Below are 14,749 nucleotides of genomic sequence, written 5' to 3' on the forward strand. Positions count from 1 at the left end.
TTCGCGCCGGCCGGGCTTCGGAAAATGACGCTTTCATGGAGAAACTGAAAATCAGCTGAGAACGGCTGTTACCAAACTGACATGGCGGCTCCCTAAAGACTGCGGCCAACCGCAGAGAAGGGGAGAGACAGCCCTCCGACGCGGATACCGCAAGCCATCGTCGGAGGCCCGTTTCCATGAAAATCGTCCAGATCAGCGACACCCATCTCAGCCCCGCCAAAAGCCATTTCAACGGCAATTGGGAACCGGTTCGCGCCTGGATCGAGGCGGTAAAACCCGATCTCGTCATCCACACGGGCGATGTCACCATCGATGGCGCCGACCACGAGGACGACATCACCTTCTCACTCGATCTGATCGGCCAGCTCTCGATGCCGGTCGCGATCGTTCCCGGCAATCACGATGTCGGCCATCTGCCGGGCTCGCACCAGCCTGTGGATCCCGTTCGGCTTGCCCGCTGGCGCCGTCTCGCCGGTCCGGACTACTGGGGCCACGACCATGGCGACTGGCGGCTGCTTGGCCTCAACAGCCTGCTGATCGGCTTCGAAGACGAGGAAGAGGACAGGCAATTTGCCTGGCTGGAGGAACAACTGCTTGGTCGCGACGGCCGCCGGGTGGCGGTCTTCGCCCACAAGCCGCTCTTCGTCGACGCCCCGGCCGAAGGCGACACCGGCTACTGGGGCATCCGTCCGCGCCAGCGCCAGCGGCTCTTTGATCTTTTCGCCGAAGCCGAGGTGGCGTTGCATGCCAGCGGTCACCTGCACTGGGCCTGGACCGGCGAACATGCCGGGACGTCGCTTGTCTGGGCTCCGCCGACCTCCTTCATCATCGACACGCTGGAGCGGCCGATGCCGGGCGAGCGGCTGGTGGGTGCCGTCGTGCACACGTTCACTGAGGACGGTGTTTCGAGCGAAATCGTCGCTGTGCCGGGTCTGACGAGCTACGTGCTCGACCCGATCGTCGAGGACGTCTATCCGCTCGCCGCCAAGAAGAAGGTTCGCGTGGAGGCAGCGCAATGAGCGTGCTTTCGCTGGATGGCATCACCAAGTCCTATGGCGGCAACGCCATCCTGAAGGGCGTCAGCCTGGAGGCGGGAGCCGGCGAGTTCATTGCGCTCGTCGGCCCTTCCGGCTGCGGCAAGAGCACGCTTCTGCGCATCGTCGCCGGCCTTGATCACGGCGATGCCGGCGAGATCGTCATCGGCGGTCGTAGCGTTGTCCGCATGGCGGCGGCCGACCGCAACGTTGCGATGGTGTTCCAGTCCTACGCGCTCTATCCGCACCTGACGGCAGGTCAAAACATTGCCGTACCGCTCGCCATGCGGCGCCTGACGGCGATGCAGCGCCTGCCCATGATTGGCAGTCTTCTGCCTGGCCAGAAGCAGATCCGCAGCGATATTCAGCGCCAGGTCAAGGAGATGGCCGGAGCGCTGAAGATTGATCATCTGCTCGACCGCAAGCCTGGGCAGATGTCCGGCGGTCAGCGCCAGCGCGTGGCGCTTGCCCGCGCCATGGTGCGCCGTCCGGCCGTGTTCCTGATGGACGAGCCGCTCTCCAATCTCGACGCCAACCTGCGCGTCCATGCCCGCGGCGAAATCGTCGACCTGCACCGCCGCGCCGGTGTGCCGACACTCTACGTCACCCACGACCAGTCGGAAGCGCTGTCGATGGCCGACCGCGTCGCCGTCATGATCGGCGGCAATCTCTTGCAACTGGCGAGCCCGAAGGAGATCTACGACAACCCCTCCCATATCGAGGTTGCGCGCTTCCTTGGTCAGCCGAAGATCAACGTGCTCGAAACCCGCACGGATACCGCAAGCATCGTGCGCTTCGGCGATTTCGTGCTTCTGGCAAGCCGCGGGCAGGCGCCGGATGCACCGGTGAAGCTTGCAATCCGTCCGGAATTTGTCCGCTTCCATGCGGCAAGCGCCGGCCGCCTGACCGCGCGGGTCGAGCGCATGGAGTTTCTCGGCTCCGAAGTCATCGTCCACGCCCGTCTCGATGCGATCGGCGAGGTGGTCACTGCCAAGTCAGCACCCGCCGAAGCCGCAGCACTCGCGATCGGTCAGCCCGTCGATGTCGCGTTCATGCCGGAACGGGCGATGCTGTTCGACGGCGAGGGCACCCGGGTGGCAGCCGAGCCGATCACTATCGCCGCGACGCTGGAGAAGGTCCATGGCTAGTGTCGCAACCTTCGAAACCGCGATTGCTGCGTCCCACCCCGATCGCCGCGAAGCCCGCATCGCCTGGTTGCTGGCGCTGCCGGCCATCACGCTGCTCTTCCTGTTCATCCTGCTGCCGACCGCTGCCGTGATCGTGCTCGGCTTCACCGATTTCGAGCTCGGCTACGGCAGCTTCCGTTTCGTCGGTTTCGAGAACTATGCCGAGCTCTTCGGCGACCGCACCTTCCGTCGCTCGCTCTGGAACACCGCCGTCTACACCGCGATCGTCACACCGGTATCGATCGTGCTTTCGCTGGCGATCGCCATGTTGATCGAGGCGGAAACCAAGGGCCGAGCCTTCTTCAGGACCGTCTATTTTCTGCCGGTCGCCTCGCTGCTCGTCGCCATGGCCACGGTCTGGCAATTCCTGTTCCACCCGACCATCGGCCCGATCAACACCTTCCTCGCCGTTTTCGGCATTGCCGGCCCCAACTGGCTCGGCGCCTCCGGCACGGTGCTCTATGGCCTGTCGATCATCGGCATCTGGCAGTCGGTCGGCTTCAACATGGTGCTGTTCCTCGCCGGCCTCACCGCCATCCCGCGGGAACTCTATGCCGCCGCCGAAGTCGACGGCGCGAAATCCTGGTTCGATCGTTTTCGGCTGGTGACCTGGCCGATGCTCGGGCCGACGACGCTGTTCGTCACGACCATCAGCATCATCAATTCGGTGAAGGTGTTCGAGACAGTGAAGACGCTGACCGAGGGCGGTCCGAACAAGGCGTCGGAAGTGCTGCTCTTCACGATCTACCAGGAAGGCTTCGTCTATCTGCGCGTCGGCTACGCCTCGGCCATGACCGTCGTCTTCCTCGCAATCCTCGTCGTCCTGATGTTTCTGCAGTACCGCGTGCTTGACCGGAAGGTGCATTACGCATGACCAGCAACGCCTTCTCCGTCACCCGCATCGCCCGTCTGACGGTGCTGTCGCTCGGCGCTCTTATCTTTCTAGCGCCCTACATCTTCATGGTCTCGACCGCAGGCAAGGCGCAGAGCGAGATCTTCTCCTCGTCGCTGTCGCTGATCCCTGAGCAGTGGTCCTACATCGAGAACTTCTCCAAGGCGCTGTCGCGCGTCTCGATGTCGACGCTGCTCTTCAACGGCGTGATCGTCTGCGCGCTGATCTTCGTCATCCAGATCGTCGTCGCCATCCCTTGCGCCTATGCCATGGCGAAGCTGAAGTTCCGGGCCGCCCGCACCATGATGGTTCTGGTCATGCTCGGACTGCTCGTGCCGATCCATGCGACGGCGCTGCCGATCTACGTGGCCTTCGACAGGCTCTCGGTCTTGAACAGCTACACGGCCCTGGTGGCGCCCTTCTCGATCTCGGTCTTTGCGATCTTCCTGTTCCTGCAGTTCTTCCGCGCCATGCCCGACGATCTGATCCATGCGGCAAGGCTCGACGGCATGTCCGAAGCCGGCATCGTCGCGCGGGTCATCGTGCCGAATGCCTGGCCGGCGATCACGGCTTTCGCGATCTTCTCGGTCGTCGCCCACTGGAACGATCTCTTCTGGCCGCTGATCGTCGTCACCAACCAGGATTATGCCACCCCGCCGCTCGGTCTTCTCTACTTCCGAGCCGCGGAAGCCGGCGACGACTACGGCGCGCTGATGGCCGCCACTCTCATCATTACCCTTCCTCTCGTCACCGCTTTTCTGCTGGCGCAGAAGCGCTTCGTCGAGGGCATCACCATGACCGGTCTCAAAGGCTGAACGGTCCAACCTGGAGCGCAACCATGACACATCTGAGACAGCTTTTTACCGCGGCTGCCGCATCGCTGATGCTCGCTGCCCCCGCCTTTGCCGATACCCAGCTGACGGTGCATTATCCGATGCCCGGCTTCTTCAAGGACGTGATGGACACGATCTCGAAGAAGTTCATGGAAGAAAACCCTGATATCAAGATCACCTTCGCCAACCCGTCGGCGACCTATGAGGAGGGCATCCAGACGATCATGCGTCAGGCCGGCACGGCCGAGATGCCCGATCTCACCTTCATCGGTCTCAACCGTTTGCGCATGGTCAACGAGCGCGACATCCCCGTCGATCTCGGCCCGTTCATCGCCAAGGACGGCAACATGGCCGAGCAGGGCTTCTCGGAAAACATCCTGAAGCTCGCCCAGGTCGGCGGCAAGCAGGTGGGCCTTGCTTTCGCCACCTCCAACCCGATCATGTATTACAACGCCGATCTGGTGCGCAAAGCCGGCGGCGATCCGGACACCCCGCCGAAGACCTGGGATGAGGTCATCGCGCTCGGGGGCAAGATCAAGGCGCTTGGCGACGGCAACGAAGGCATCGACTTCCGCTGGCAGGGCGACGACTGGATGTTCTCCGCGCTGCTCTTCGGCGCCGGCGGCGAGATGCTGAGCGAAGACGAAAGCAAGGTTGCCTTCAACGGCCCTGAAGGTGAGAAGGCTGTCGAAGTGCTTGACCGCATGGTCAAGGAAGGTGGCCTGCCGGTTCTGACCAAGCAGGCGGGCGAGCAGGCCTTCGTTGCCGGCAAGGTCGGCTTCGCCTTCCAGACGACAGGGGCACTTCGCAACACCATCAAGAATGTCGGCGACAAGTTCGACCTGCGAACAGCGCATATTCCGCTGATCGATCCGGCCAAGGGCAAGCTGCCGACCGGCGGCAATGCCGTCGTCATCCTGACGCGCGACGCCGAGAAGCAGGAAGCAGCCTGGAAGTTCGCGAAGTTCGCGGCCGGCCCCTATGGCGCCTCGGTCGTCGTTCCCGGCACCGGCTATGTGCCGAACAACGAGCTGGCTGCCAAGTCGCCGGAGTACCTCGCCAACTTCTACAAGGAGAACCCGCTGTTCCGCGCCGGCCTCGAGCAGATGCCGCTGATGCGCCCCTGGTATGCCTTCCCGGGCAGCAACGGCGTGAAGGTCACGCAGACGATCGTCGAGAACCTGTCGCGCATCGTCGAGCAGCAGGCCACACCGAAGGAAGCGCTGGACGAAGCTGCAGCCGAAGTCGAAAGCCTGCTGCCGCGGAGCTGATCCTGTACCTAGGTGACAAGCGCCGCCCCGGGGAAATCTCGGGGCGGCGTTTTCGTGTTTGCTCAGGCGAGGTGGCGAACCGTGCCGCCGGGATAAAGGCGGCAGTCGAGATTGAGATGGCGGCAGACCGACGCGTTTTCCGCCATATCGAGCAGCAGGGCGGCTGCCGCAAGCCCCATGTCGCCGTCGGGCATGGAGATGGTGGTGAGTGTTGGCGTCATCAGCCGTCCAAGGGCGATGCCGTCGAAGCCGGCGACGGAGACATCGTCGGGCACGGCAAGGCCTTCGCGCCGAAGCGCCGCGATCACGCCGAGCGCCAGAAGATCGTTGGAAGCGATGATCGCCGTCGGGCGGTGCTGCGTTAGAACCGTCGCGAGGTCGAGGTTCTCGTAGCCGTCGACGAAGGGGATCTCGACCGCTTCCATCGGCTGGACACCCGCTTCTCTCATGGCGGCGGAATATCCGTCGTAGCGCAGGCGCGCCCGGTCGGACGAACGGAAGTGGCCGGAGACGACGAGGATGCGGCGATGACCGTGGTCGAGGATGTGGCGGGTGAGGTCGAAACCGGCCCGGTAATTGTCGACGGTGACCGCGGCGGCGAAGCGGGCAACCGGACGGTTGTTGAGAAGCACCGTCGGCGGCAGCGCCGCCGAAAGCGCCTCGCTGGTCTTGGCGTCGCAGAGCGTCAGGATCAGCCCGGTCGGCCGCTGTTCGAGCAGCGAGCGCACGGCGCGTGCCTCGAGTGCGGGATCGTAATTGGACTGGGCGATCAGCACGCCATGGTTTGCGGCCTGCAATCGATGCTGGATGCCGCCGAGCGAGGCGGCGAACACAGGGTTGGTGACGCTTGGCACCAGCACGCCGACGATCGGCTGGCTGCGGTTGGTCGCACGGCCCGTGGCCGGCGGCTGCCGGTAGCCGAGTTCGGCCGCGGCCCGGCGCACGCGGCGCACCATTTCGTCGCTGACCGGGCCTTCGCCCTTCAGCACCCGCGAGACGGTCGCCAGCGAGCAGCCGGCATGAAAGGCGATCTGTTGCAGGGTAATCATGTGCGCGCTCTAAAGGGTCTGCGTGACAGCTGATTGAATGACCAGACCCGAGTTTTCCCACGTCGCGCATGAATTATTATTCATGCCATGAATTATATTGACAGAGGCTGAGTCCGCGGCTTAAATCGCAATTGTCGGAAGTCGAGGAGGAGTTCCGGCAAACTCATACATTCAGCGGCCGCAAGCAAACGGCCCTATCGGTTTTTTGGGAGGGGCTTCGGCCTCGAGGAGGACGCGTGCGCAAATTTCTCAGCACGACCGCTCTGGCGGTCATTGCAGCTTCGTTCTGGGCAGGTTCGGCCAGCGCCGAAACGGCGAACCCGTTTCGCTGCCAGCCCGGCGAAAAATACGTCATGAACGTCATGGTATCCGGCGTCGAATACTGGTTCCCGGTCTATGAAATGTTCAAGCAGGCCGGCCAGCAGTTCGGCTGCGAGACTGAATATACCGGCACGCCGGAATATGACGTCAACAAGCAGATCGCCACTTTCGACCAGGCGCTTGCCCAGAACCCGGCCGGCATTCTGGTACACCCGATGAACTCCGATCCGTTCATCGAGCCGATCAACCGGGCGATCGACCAGGGCACGGCGGTCGTGACTTTCGCGGCGGACTCGCCGCTGTCGAAGCGCGTCTCCTTTATCACCTCGGACAACACCCGCGAAGGCATCTATGCCGCTGACGCGATCGCCGAGAAGATGGGCGGCAAGGGCGAATATGCCGTGCTTGAAAACCCCGGCCAGGACAACCACGACAAGCGCATCACCGCCTTCGTCAACCGCATGGCCGAGAAGTGGCCGGACATGAAGCTCGTCGGTCGCGCCGCCTCGAACCAGGATCCGAACAAGGCCTATCAGGGCCTGATGAGCCTTATCCAGGCCAATCCGAACCTCGGCGCCGTGTTCATGCCGGAAGCCAACTCCGCGATCGGTGCGGCTCAGGCCAGCAAGGAAAGCGGCGGCAAGGTGCTCGTCATGTGCGCCGACGTCAACGCCAACATCCTCGACATGATCAAGGCCGGCGAAGTCTTCGGCTCGATCAACCCGAACCAGGGCATGCAGGGTTACATGGGCTTCATGCTCCTGTGGATGGCCAAGCATCCGGAACTGATCGACCCGATGAACGACGCCAAGCGTTCCGGCTTCAACCCAATGAGCATCCCCTTCGTCGACAACGGCCTTTCGATCGTTACCGCCGAGAATGCCGATGACTTCTACTGGGACAAGTACCTGAAGCGCCGTGGCACCAAGGGCATCGACGAGTAAGATCGTGAATTGGCTGCCCGGACGTTTCCGGGCAGCCAGGACTGCGGGTGGAGGACAGCATGACAGCACAACCGGTTCTGGAGGTCCGGCGCGTCACCAAGCATTTCGGTGCGGTGAAGGCGCTGACGGAGGTGGATTTTCGCCTCGAGCGGGGAGAAATCCACGCGCTCTGCGGCGAAAACGGCGCCGGCAAATCCACGCTGATGAACATCCTTGCCGGCGTGTTGCAGCCGAATGACGGCGAGGTGCTGGTCGATGGAGCGCCCGTGAAGGTTGCCTCGCCGGCGATCGCCCAGACGCTCGGCATCGGTCTCGTCCACCAGGAAATCGCGCTCTGCCCGGATGCGACGGTGGCGGAAAACATGTTCATGGCGGCCACCAACCGCCGGCGTTCGCCGCTGATGAATTACGGCGCGCTCGAACGCGAAGCCCAAGTTGTGATGAACCGGCTGGCGCCGATCGACGTCCGCCGCAAGGTCGCCGACCTTGCCATTTCCAGCCAGCAGCTCGTCGAGATCGCCAAGGCGCTGACTCTCGACTGCCGCGTGCTGATCCTCGACGAGCCGACCGCGGCGCTGACGGAAGCCGAGGCGCAGGCGCTGTTCGCCATCATCCGCGATCTCAAGGCTGCTGGTATTTCCATCATCTATATCAGCCACCGCATGGCCGAGATTTTTTCGCTTTGCGACCGCGTCACGGTGTTTCGCGATGGCCGCCATGTGGTCACCGAGAAGATCGCCGACGTGACGGCCGACGATGTGGTGCGCCGCATGGTCGGCCGCGAAATCAGCCAGCTCTATCCGCAAAAGCAGGCGCCGGAGGCGCGCTCGGACGAGACCATTCTTTCGGTCCGGGCCTTGAGCGACGGCGATCGTATCGACACCGTTTCCTTCGACCTGAAGCGCGGCGAGATCCTCGGCATCGGCGGACTGATCGGCTCCGGTCGAACCGAGATCGCCGAAGCAATCTGTGGCCTCAGGGCCAAGTCGAAGGGTGAGATTACGCTGCGCGGAAAGCCGCATCGCATCGGCAATTACCGCGATGCGGTCGATGCCGGCATCGTCTACCTCTCGGAGGATCGCAAGGGCTCCGGCGTCTTCGTCGATCTGTCGATCGCCCAGAACATTTCCGTGCTTGACCTGAAGACGCTGACCGGGCCGCTCGGATTGCTGAATTCCAGGGCCGAGGCTGATCTCGCCCGCGATTTCGTGCGCCGGCTCGGCGTGCGCATGGGCGGCATCGATATGCCCGTCTCGTCGCTGTCGGGCGGCAACCAGCAGAAGGTGGCGATCGCCAAGCAGCTCGCCGTTCGCCCTCAAGTGATCCTGATGGACGAGCCGACGCGCGGTATCGACGTCGGCGCGAAGTCCGAAATTCATCGGTTGCTGCGCGAGCTCGCTGAAACCGGCATCGGCATTGTCGTGATCTCGTCGGAGTTGCCGGAACTGCTCGGGCTTTGCGACCGGGTGCTGGTGGTGCGCGAAGGCGCGATCGCCGGTGAGCTTGATGACACGGACATGAGCGAGGAGGCGGTGATCCGCCTGGCCTCGGGGGTGACGCAGACGGCCGAGGCCGGCCGGATGGTGGATCATGTCGCCTGAAAGAACTGACAGAGCCGGGGAGGCGGAAATGACTGTTGATACGATGGTTGCAACGCAAGCACAGGCGCCGGCCTGGAAACGCATCGGCACGATGCGCGAGGCGGGGCTGATCGCCATCATCCTGGCGCTCGGCATCATCATGAGCTTCGCCTCGCCGCATTTTCTCACCTTCGGCAACATGCGCGCTATGCTGATGAGCTTCTCGGTCGAAGGCATCGTCGTCGTCGGCATGACGATCCTGCTCATCGTTGGCGGCATCGACCTTGCGGTCGGTTCGGTGGTCTGCTTCGCCATGGTGCTGGCCGGCTCGCTGTTCCTCGCCGGTGTCGATCCCTGGACAGCCTCGCTGGTCGGTATCCTCGCCAGCAGCATGATCGGCATGATCATGGGCTTCTTCGTCACCGTCGTCGGGCTCAATCACTTCATCACGTCACTGGCGGCGATGGTGATCGTGCGTGGCCTCTGCCTCGTGATTACCAAGGGCACGCCGCTGTCGCTCTTCACGCTGCCGGCGTCGTTCAAGGCGGTGGGGCAGGGCACCTTCCACGGTGTCCCCTATGTCATCCTGATCTTCGTCGCCGTCGTCGTGCTCTTTGACTTCCTGCTGCGCCGGGCGACCGCCTTCCGCAAGGTGTTCTATACCGGCAGCAACGAGAAGGCGGCGCTTTATTCCGGCATCAAGACCAAGCAGGTGAAGTTCTGGGTGACGGTGCTCTGCTCGACGCTCGCCGGTGTCGCCGGCGTCATCTACATGTCGCGCTTCGGGGCGGCGACCCCCACCTTCGGCGTCGGCATGGAGCTCAACATCATCGCTGCGGCCGTCATCGGCGGTGCCTCGCTCAACGGCGGCTCCGGCACCATCCTCGGCGCAATCCTCGGCATGGCCCTGCTCTCGGTCGTCACCAGCTCGTTGATCCTGCTCGACGTCTCCGTCTATTGGCAGGACATGATCAAAGGCTGCATTCTCTTGGCTGCCGTTTCCATCGACCACTTGCTGCACAAGCGGAAGGCCGCCTGACCATGCCGATTGCCAAACCCATTTTGTCCCAGGCCCCAACTGCGCGAGAAGAACTCGTCGTTGCGCGGCAGATGCACCAGGCGCTCGTCCTGCATTTCCTTGAAGGGCTGACCCAGTCGCAGATCGCCGATCGGCTCGGCATCTCGCAGCCGACCGTCAACCGGCTGATCAAGCGCGGTCGCCAGCTCGGTCTGGTCGAAATCAAGATCAAGTCGCCGATCGAGCCCTTGGTCGACATGGAAGAGCAACTGCTTGCGATCGGCGGCATCCGCCGGGCGATAGTCGTGCCGACGGTTTCCGACAACCAGCAGACCGCCCTCCAGGCGGTCGGCGAGGCGGCGGCTCGGCTGCTGCTTGAGGAGATCGGCGATGGCGACACCATCTGCATCACCGGCGGCAAGGGCGTCAGCGCCGTCGTCGCCGGGCTGCAGGCGCCGCGCCGCTTCGATGTCGAGGTTATCCCCGGAACGGGCTGCGTTCAGGGCAAGCACTATACGGACGTGAACCACGTCTCGACGATGATGGCGGATCGGCTTGGCGGGCGGTCGTTCCAGATCCACGCGCCGCTCTTTGCCGACAGTGCCGCCGAGCGGGCGATGCTCATCAACATGCGCTCGGTGGCCGATGTCTTCGGACGGGCGCGCGAGGCGAAGGTGGCCGTCGTCGGCATCGGTTCGATCCTTTCGGACGATTCGAGTTACTACGACCTGCATCCGTCCTCGAGCACGGACCGGGCGGCGATCGAGCGCTCTGGCGCAAGCTGCGAGCTGCTCGCCCATCTGCTCGATGATAAGGGCCAGGTCTGTGACTACAGCCTCAACCGTTCGCTGGTGTCGTTGACGCTCGAGGAATTCGCCTCGATCCCGACGAAGATCGGCGTGGCGAGCGGACCGAACAAGGCCGGGCCGATTCTCAGCGTCATGCGGGGGCACCACCTCGACACGCTGGTGACGGACGAGGCGACCGGCGAGCGCGTGCTCGCCATGGCACAAGAAAAGGGACTTCTGGCATGAGCGGGGATCAATTGATGCGGGAGATCGGCCGGTCGGGCGTGAAGGCTTCGGCCGTCGGGCTCGGCACCTGGGCGATCGGCGGCTGGATGTGGGGCGGCACGGACGAGCGGGAATCGATCGCGGCGATCCAGGCCTCGCTCGACGCCGGCGTGACGCTGATCGACACGGCACCGGCCTATGGCCTCGGCCGCTCCGAAGAAATCGTCGGCAAGGCTTTGGCCGGCCGTCGCGACAAGGCAATCATCGCCACCAAATGCGGGCTCGTCTGGCATACGGACAAGGGGCGGCACTTCTTCGATCAGGACGGCAAGCCGGTGCATCGTTACCTCGGCCGCGATGCCATCCACCAAGAAGTCGAGCAGAGCCTGAAGCGGCTCGGCACCGATTACATCGACCTCTACATCACCCACTGGCAGGATCCGACGACGCCGATCGAGGAAACGATGGCTGCACTCGAAGAGCTGCGCCAGGCCGGAAAGATCAAGGCGATCGGCGCCAGCAATGTCGGGCGCGGCGAACTGGAACAGTACATCGCGATCGGCGGGCTCGATGCCATCCAGGAGCGCTTCAGCATGATCGATCGTGAGATCGAGGCGGAGCTTTTGCCGCTGACGCGGCGCAACGGTGTTGCGACGCTGAGCTACTCCTCGCTGGCGCTCGGCCTTCTATCCGGGGGCATCGGACCGGAGCGGGTTTTTTCCGGCGACGACCAGCGGCGCGACAACCCACGCTTCTCGGTCGGCAACCGCGAAAAGGTCGCGGTCTTCGCTAGGGCGATCCGGCCGGTCGCGGAGAAGCATGGCGCGACGATCGCCCAGATCGTCATTGCCTGGACGCTCTGCCAAGAGGGCGTGACTTTCGCGCTCTGCGGGGCACGCAATCCGGCGCAGGCACTCGATAACGCACGGGCCGGGACGATCCGGCTCGATCAAGACGATCTCAAGGGGATCGACGCGGCGATCGCGGCGACGCTCGTCAACATGGACAGCTAACGGACTGCCATCATGAACCGAAAAGAGATTTTCAACGGGCTCGCCAAGAGCCCGAAGGTGGACGTGTGCGTCCTCGGCGGCGGCATCAACGGCCTCAGCGTCTTTCGCGAACTGGCGCTGCAAGGGGTGAACGTGCTGCTCGTCGAGAAGCACGACTACTGTTCCGGCGCCAGTGCGGCACTGTCGCGCATGGTGCATGGCGGGCTTCGCTATCTCGAGAATGGCGAGTTCAGCCTGGTCCGGGAATCGCTGGTCGAGCGCGACCGACTGCTGAAGAACGCGCCGCATTACGTGGCGCCGCTGCCGACGACCGTGCCGATCTTCGACATCTTCTCGGGCCTTGCCAATGGCGCGGTGCGCTTCCTGGGGCTTACCCGTCGGCCGAGCCGCCGCGGTGCCATCGCCGTCAAGATGGGCCTCGGCATCTACGATTTCCTGACGCGCAAGCGGGCGCTGATGCCCAAGCACGCCTTTCGCGGCCGGCGCGCCACGCTTGCCCGCTGGCCGGCGCTCAACCCTGATATCAAGAGTTCCGCCACCTATTACGACGCCTGGGTCAGCCAGCCGGAGCGCCTCGGCATCGAGCTCTTGAAGGACGGCCTTGCCGCAGGTTCTCACGCCCAGGCGCTGAACTACACGGAACTGACGCTGGCGGCATCCGGACGCTACGAACTGAAGGACGGTGTCACCGGCGCGGTCGCTGCGATCGAGCCCGGCCTCATCATCAACGCCACCGGCGGCTGGATCGATATCGCCAACGGCGCGCTGTTTCCCTCGACCTCGAAGCCGGCGCCGCTGATGGGCGGCACCAAGGGATCGCATCTGATCATCGACAATGCCAAGCTGATGGACGCGCTCGACGGCCACATGATCTACTACGAGAACGAGGATGGGCGGATCTGCATCCTCTTTCCCTATCTCGGCAAAGTGCTGGTGGGCTCGACGGATATTCGCGTCGATGATCCGGAAACCGTGCGCTGTGAAGTTGACGAGCGTGACTACATCCTGCAGTCGCTCGCCTTCGTCCTGCCCGATATCCGCATCCGGCCGGAAGAGGTGGTCTTCCAGTTTTCGGGTGTCCGGCCGCTGCCGGCAAGCCAGGACAGCTTTACCGGACGCATCCCGCGCGACCATTTCTGCACCTTCGTGGAGGGCGCCGACGGCGGCCCGCCGGTGCTCTGCATGATCGGCGGCAAATGGACGACATTCCGCTCCTTCGGCGAAATGGCGGCGGACCTCACCCTGGAACGGCTTGGACAGCAGCGCCGCGTCAGCACGGGCGAGCGCGCCATCGGTGGCGGGCAGCACTATCCCGCTGATCGCGACCGGTGGATCGATGGTGTTGCAGCAGCCACCGGGCTTTCGCGGGAGCGCTTGCGCGTGCTTTTTGCCCGCTATGGAACGGGCGCGCGAGAGGTTGCCGATTTCATCGCCGCCGGTGCGGACCATGCCTTGCCGCATCCGGACTACACCGCGCGTGAGCTGCAATACCTGATCCGCAGTGAAGCCGCCGAACATCTCGACGACCTTTTGCTGCGCCGCACGACGCTTGCAATCACCGGCGCGCTCTCGCTCGACATAGTGGACGCGGTGCTCGCTCTGCTTGCCATCGAAAAGCAGTGGTCGCCGCCACGTGTCGCTGCCGAGCGTAAGAGATTTCTTACCCTTCTCGCCGAGCGCCATGGCGTCGACGAGGAAACCCTATCCGTACGGAACGAACAAAGGAGTGCATTATGCGAAACAACAGCAAGGTCCGGATGAACCGTCTGTTCGGCGGTGGACGTTGCCTCGACGTGGCGATCGACCACGGCGTCTGCAACGAACCGTCCTTCCTGAACGGGCTGGAAGACATGTCCGCCGTGGTCAAGGCCTTGGTTGCGGCCGCACCGGACGCGATCCAGATGAACTATGGCCAGTCGGATCTGTTGCAGGAGGTGCCGGGCAAGGACAAGCCGGCGCTGGTCATGCGCCTCGACATGGGCAATCCCTATAACCGCATCCGCCACCGGCACATGTGGGCCGTTCTGCAGAACGAAGCCGAACCGTTGATCGGCGCGCTGGCGATGGATGCGGCCTGCGTCGTCGTCAACCTGTTCATGCTGCCGGACGAGCCCGATCTCTTCCGCCAATGCGTCGCCAACATCTCGCGCGTGCGGGCCGATTGCGACAAGTACGGCATGCCGTTGATGATCGAGCCGCTGGTGATGCAGCCGGTCACCGAGCATGGCGGCTACATGGTCGATGGCGACGCCGAGAAGATCGTGACTTTGACCCGGCTTGCGCGCGAAATGGGTGCCGACATCGTCAAGGCGGATCCGACCACCAATGCCGAAGATTTCCACCGGGTCGTCGAGGCGGCGCGCTGCCCGGTTCTGGTGCGCGGCGGCGGCAAGGAGGATCTGCGCAACGTCTTTGACAAGTCGGCGGCCTTGATGCGCCAGGGCGCAATGGGCATGGTCTATGGGCGCAACATCTACCAGCACGCCAATCCGAGCGCCGTCGTGCGCGGCCTGATGGCGATTATCCACGAGGATGTCAGCGGCGACGAAGCCTACGCGCTCTACCAGCGCGGTTGAAATCGCTCATCCGGAACC

General features: G+C 63.7%; 13 protein-coding genes. 12 read left to right on the forward strand and 1 reads right to left on the reverse strand.

Going from position 1 to position 14,749, the window contains the following annotated elements; translation table 11 throughout:
* The first annotated feature begins 176 nt into the window (after positions 1-176).
* The 5 genes from M2267_RS17150 to M2267_RS17170 are packed head-to-tail and all read left to right on the forward strand — an operon-like array spanning position 177 to position 5,217.
* Entirely contained in the window at positions 177-1,019 is an 843-nt protein-coding gene (locus M2267_RS17150; protein WP_429115706.1) for a metallophosphoesterase family protein, read from the forward strand.
* Entirely contained in the window at positions 1,016-2,182 is a 1,167-nt protein-coding gene (locus M2267_RS17155) for an ABC transporter ATP-binding protein (RefSeq protein ID WP_429115708.1), read from the forward strand. Before M2267_RS17150 ends, M2267_RS17155 begins: the two co-directional genes overlap by 4 nt.
* Positions 2,175-3,095 carry a carbohydrate ABC transporter permease gene (locus M2267_RS17160; RefSeq protein ID WP_429115710.1) on the forward strand — a complete coding sequence of 307 codons (921 nt, stop codon included), beginning with the start codon at positions 2,175-2,177 and terminating at the stop codon, positions 3,093-3,095. The genes M2267_RS17155 and M2267_RS17160 overlap by 8 nt, the downstream gene beginning before the upstream one ends.
* The gene (locus tag M2267_RS17165; RefSeq protein ID WP_429115712.1) at positions 3,092-3,928 is read left to right on the forward strand and encodes a carbohydrate ABC transporter permease; all 837 of its coding nucleotides are present in this window, start codon (positions 3,092-3,094) and stop codon (positions 3,926-3,928) included. Before M2267_RS17160 ends, M2267_RS17165 begins: the two co-directional genes overlap by 4 nt.
* A 23-nt stretch (positions 3,929-3,951) precedes the next feature.
* Complete coding sequence (locus M2267_RS17170) at positions 3,952-5,217, forward strand: ABC transporter substrate-binding protein (RefSeq protein ID WP_429115713.1); 1,266 nt, start codon at positions 3,952-3,954, stop codon at positions 5,215-5,217.
* 62 nt (positions 5,218-5,279) lie between these two features.
* Here the strand turns inward: M2267_RS17170 and M2267_RS17175 are convergent, their stop codons facing one another.
* Positions 5,280-6,266 carry a substrate-binding domain-containing protein gene (locus M2267_RS17175; protein WP_429115715.1) on the reverse strand — a complete coding sequence of 329 codons (987 nt, stop codon included), beginning with the start codon at positions 6,264-6,266 and terminating at the stop codon, positions 5,280-5,282.
* 236 nt (positions 6,267-6,502) lie between these two features.
* Between M2267_RS17175 and M2267_RS17180 the strand changes: the two genes are divergently transcribed.
* Genes M2267_RS17180 through M2267_RS17210 form a run of 7 tightly spaced genes read left to right on the forward strand, consistent with a single transcriptional unit; the run spans position 6,503 to position 14,731 of the window.
* A complete protein-coding gene (locus M2267_RS17180; protein WP_034805587.1) occupies positions 6,503-7,531 on the forward strand; it encodes a substrate-binding domain-containing protein in 1,029 nt (342 codons plus the stop codon).
* Positions 7,532-7,590: 59 nt separating this feature from the next.
* Entirely contained in the window at positions 7,591-9,132 is a 1,542-nt protein-coding gene (locus M2267_RS17185; RefSeq protein WP_429115717.1) for a sugar ABC transporter ATP-binding protein, read from the forward strand.
* A 28-nt stretch (positions 9,133-9,160) separates the two neighbouring features.
* Entirely contained in the window at positions 9,161-10,150 is a 990-nt protein-coding gene (locus tag M2267_RS17190; protein ID WP_429115718.1) for an ABC transporter permease, read from the forward strand.
* Positions 10,151-10,152: 2 nt separating this feature from the next.
* Positions 10,153-11,163: a sugar-binding transcriptional regulator gene (locus M2267_RS17195; RefSeq protein WP_043622624.1), complete on the forward strand. Its 1,011-nt coding sequence runs from the start codon at positions 10,153-10,155 to the stop codon at positions 11,161-11,163.
* Complete coding sequence (locus M2267_RS17200) at positions 11,160-12,155, forward strand: aldo/keto reductase (protein WP_429115720.1); 996 nt, start codon at positions 11,160-11,162, stop codon at positions 12,153-12,155. The genes M2267_RS17195 and M2267_RS17200 overlap by 4 nt, the downstream gene beginning before the upstream one ends.
* Before the next feature lie 12 nt (positions 12,156-12,167).
* Positions 12,168-13,916 carry a glycerol-3-phosphate dehydrogenase/oxidase gene (locus M2267_RS17205; protein WP_429115722.1) on the forward strand — a complete coding sequence of 583 codons (1,749 nt, stop codon included), beginning with the start codon at positions 12,168-12,170 and terminating at the stop codon, positions 13,914-13,916.
* On the forward strand, positions 13,889-14,731 hold the full coding sequence (locus M2267_RS17210; protein WP_429115724.1) for a class I fructose-bisphosphate aldolase: 843 nt from the start codon (positions 13,889-13,891) through the stop codon (positions 14,729-14,731). Before M2267_RS17205 ends, M2267_RS17210 begins: the two co-directional genes overlap by 28 nt.
* Positions 14,732-14,749: the final 18 nt, after the last annotated feature.

This window comes from Ensifer sp. KUDG1 (assembly GCF_050434285.1).
Classification (GTDB): Bacteria; Pseudomonadota; Alphaproteobacteria; order Rhizobiales; family Rhizobiaceae; genus Ensifer.

What these genes read in the sequence shown, in the direction of transcription:
- M2267_RS17150 (WP_429115706.1), top strand. Translation starts at nt 177, where the DNA reads ATGAAAATCGTCCAGATCAGCGACACCCATCTCAGCCCCGCCAAAAGC.
- M2267_RS17155 (WP_429115708.1), top strand. Translation starts at nt 1,016, where the DNA reads ATGAGCGTGCTTTCGCTGGATGGCATCACCAAGTCCTATGGCGGCAAC.
- M2267_RS17160 (WP_429115710.1), top strand. Translation starts at nt 2,175, where the DNA reads ATGGCTAGTGTCGCAACCTTCGAAACCGCGATTGCTGCGTCCCACCCC.
- M2267_RS17165 (WP_429115712.1), top strand. Translation starts at nt 3,092, where the DNA reads ATGACCAGCAACGCCTTCTCCGTCACCCGCATCGCCCGTCTGACGGTG.
- M2267_RS17170 (WP_429115713.1), top strand. Translation starts at nt 3,952, where the DNA reads ATGACACATCTGAGACAGCTTTTTACCGCGGCTGCCGCATCGCTGATG.
- M2267_RS17175 (WP_429115715.1), bottom strand. Translation starts at nt 6,266, where the DNA reads ATGATTACCCTGCAACAGATCGCCTTTCATGCCGGCTGCTCGCTGGCG.
- M2267_RS17185 (WP_429115717.1), top strand. Translation starts at nt 7,591, where the DNA reads ATGACAGCACAACCGGTTCTGGAGGTCCGGCGCGTCACCAAGCATTTC.
- M2267_RS17190 (WP_429115718.1), top strand. Translation starts at nt 9,161, where the DNA reads ATGACTGTTGATACGATGGTTGCAACGCAAGCACAGGCGCCGGCCTGG.
- M2267_RS17195 (WP_043622624.1), top strand. Translation starts at nt 10,153, where the DNA reads ATGCCGATTGCCAAACCCATTTTGTCCCAGGCCCCAACTGCGCGAGAA.
- M2267_RS17200 (WP_429115720.1), top strand. Translation starts at nt 11,160, where the DNA reads ATGAGCGGGGATCAATTGATGCGGGAGATCGGCCGGTCGGGCGTGAAG.
- M2267_RS17205 (WP_429115722.1), top strand. Translation starts at nt 12,168, where the DNA reads ATGAACCGAAAAGAGATTTTCAACGGGCTCGCCAAGAGCCCGAAGGTG.
- M2267_RS17210 (WP_429115724.1), top strand. Translation starts at nt 13,889, where the DNA reads ATGCGAAACAACAGCAAGGTCCGGATGAACCGTCTGTTCGGCGGTGGA.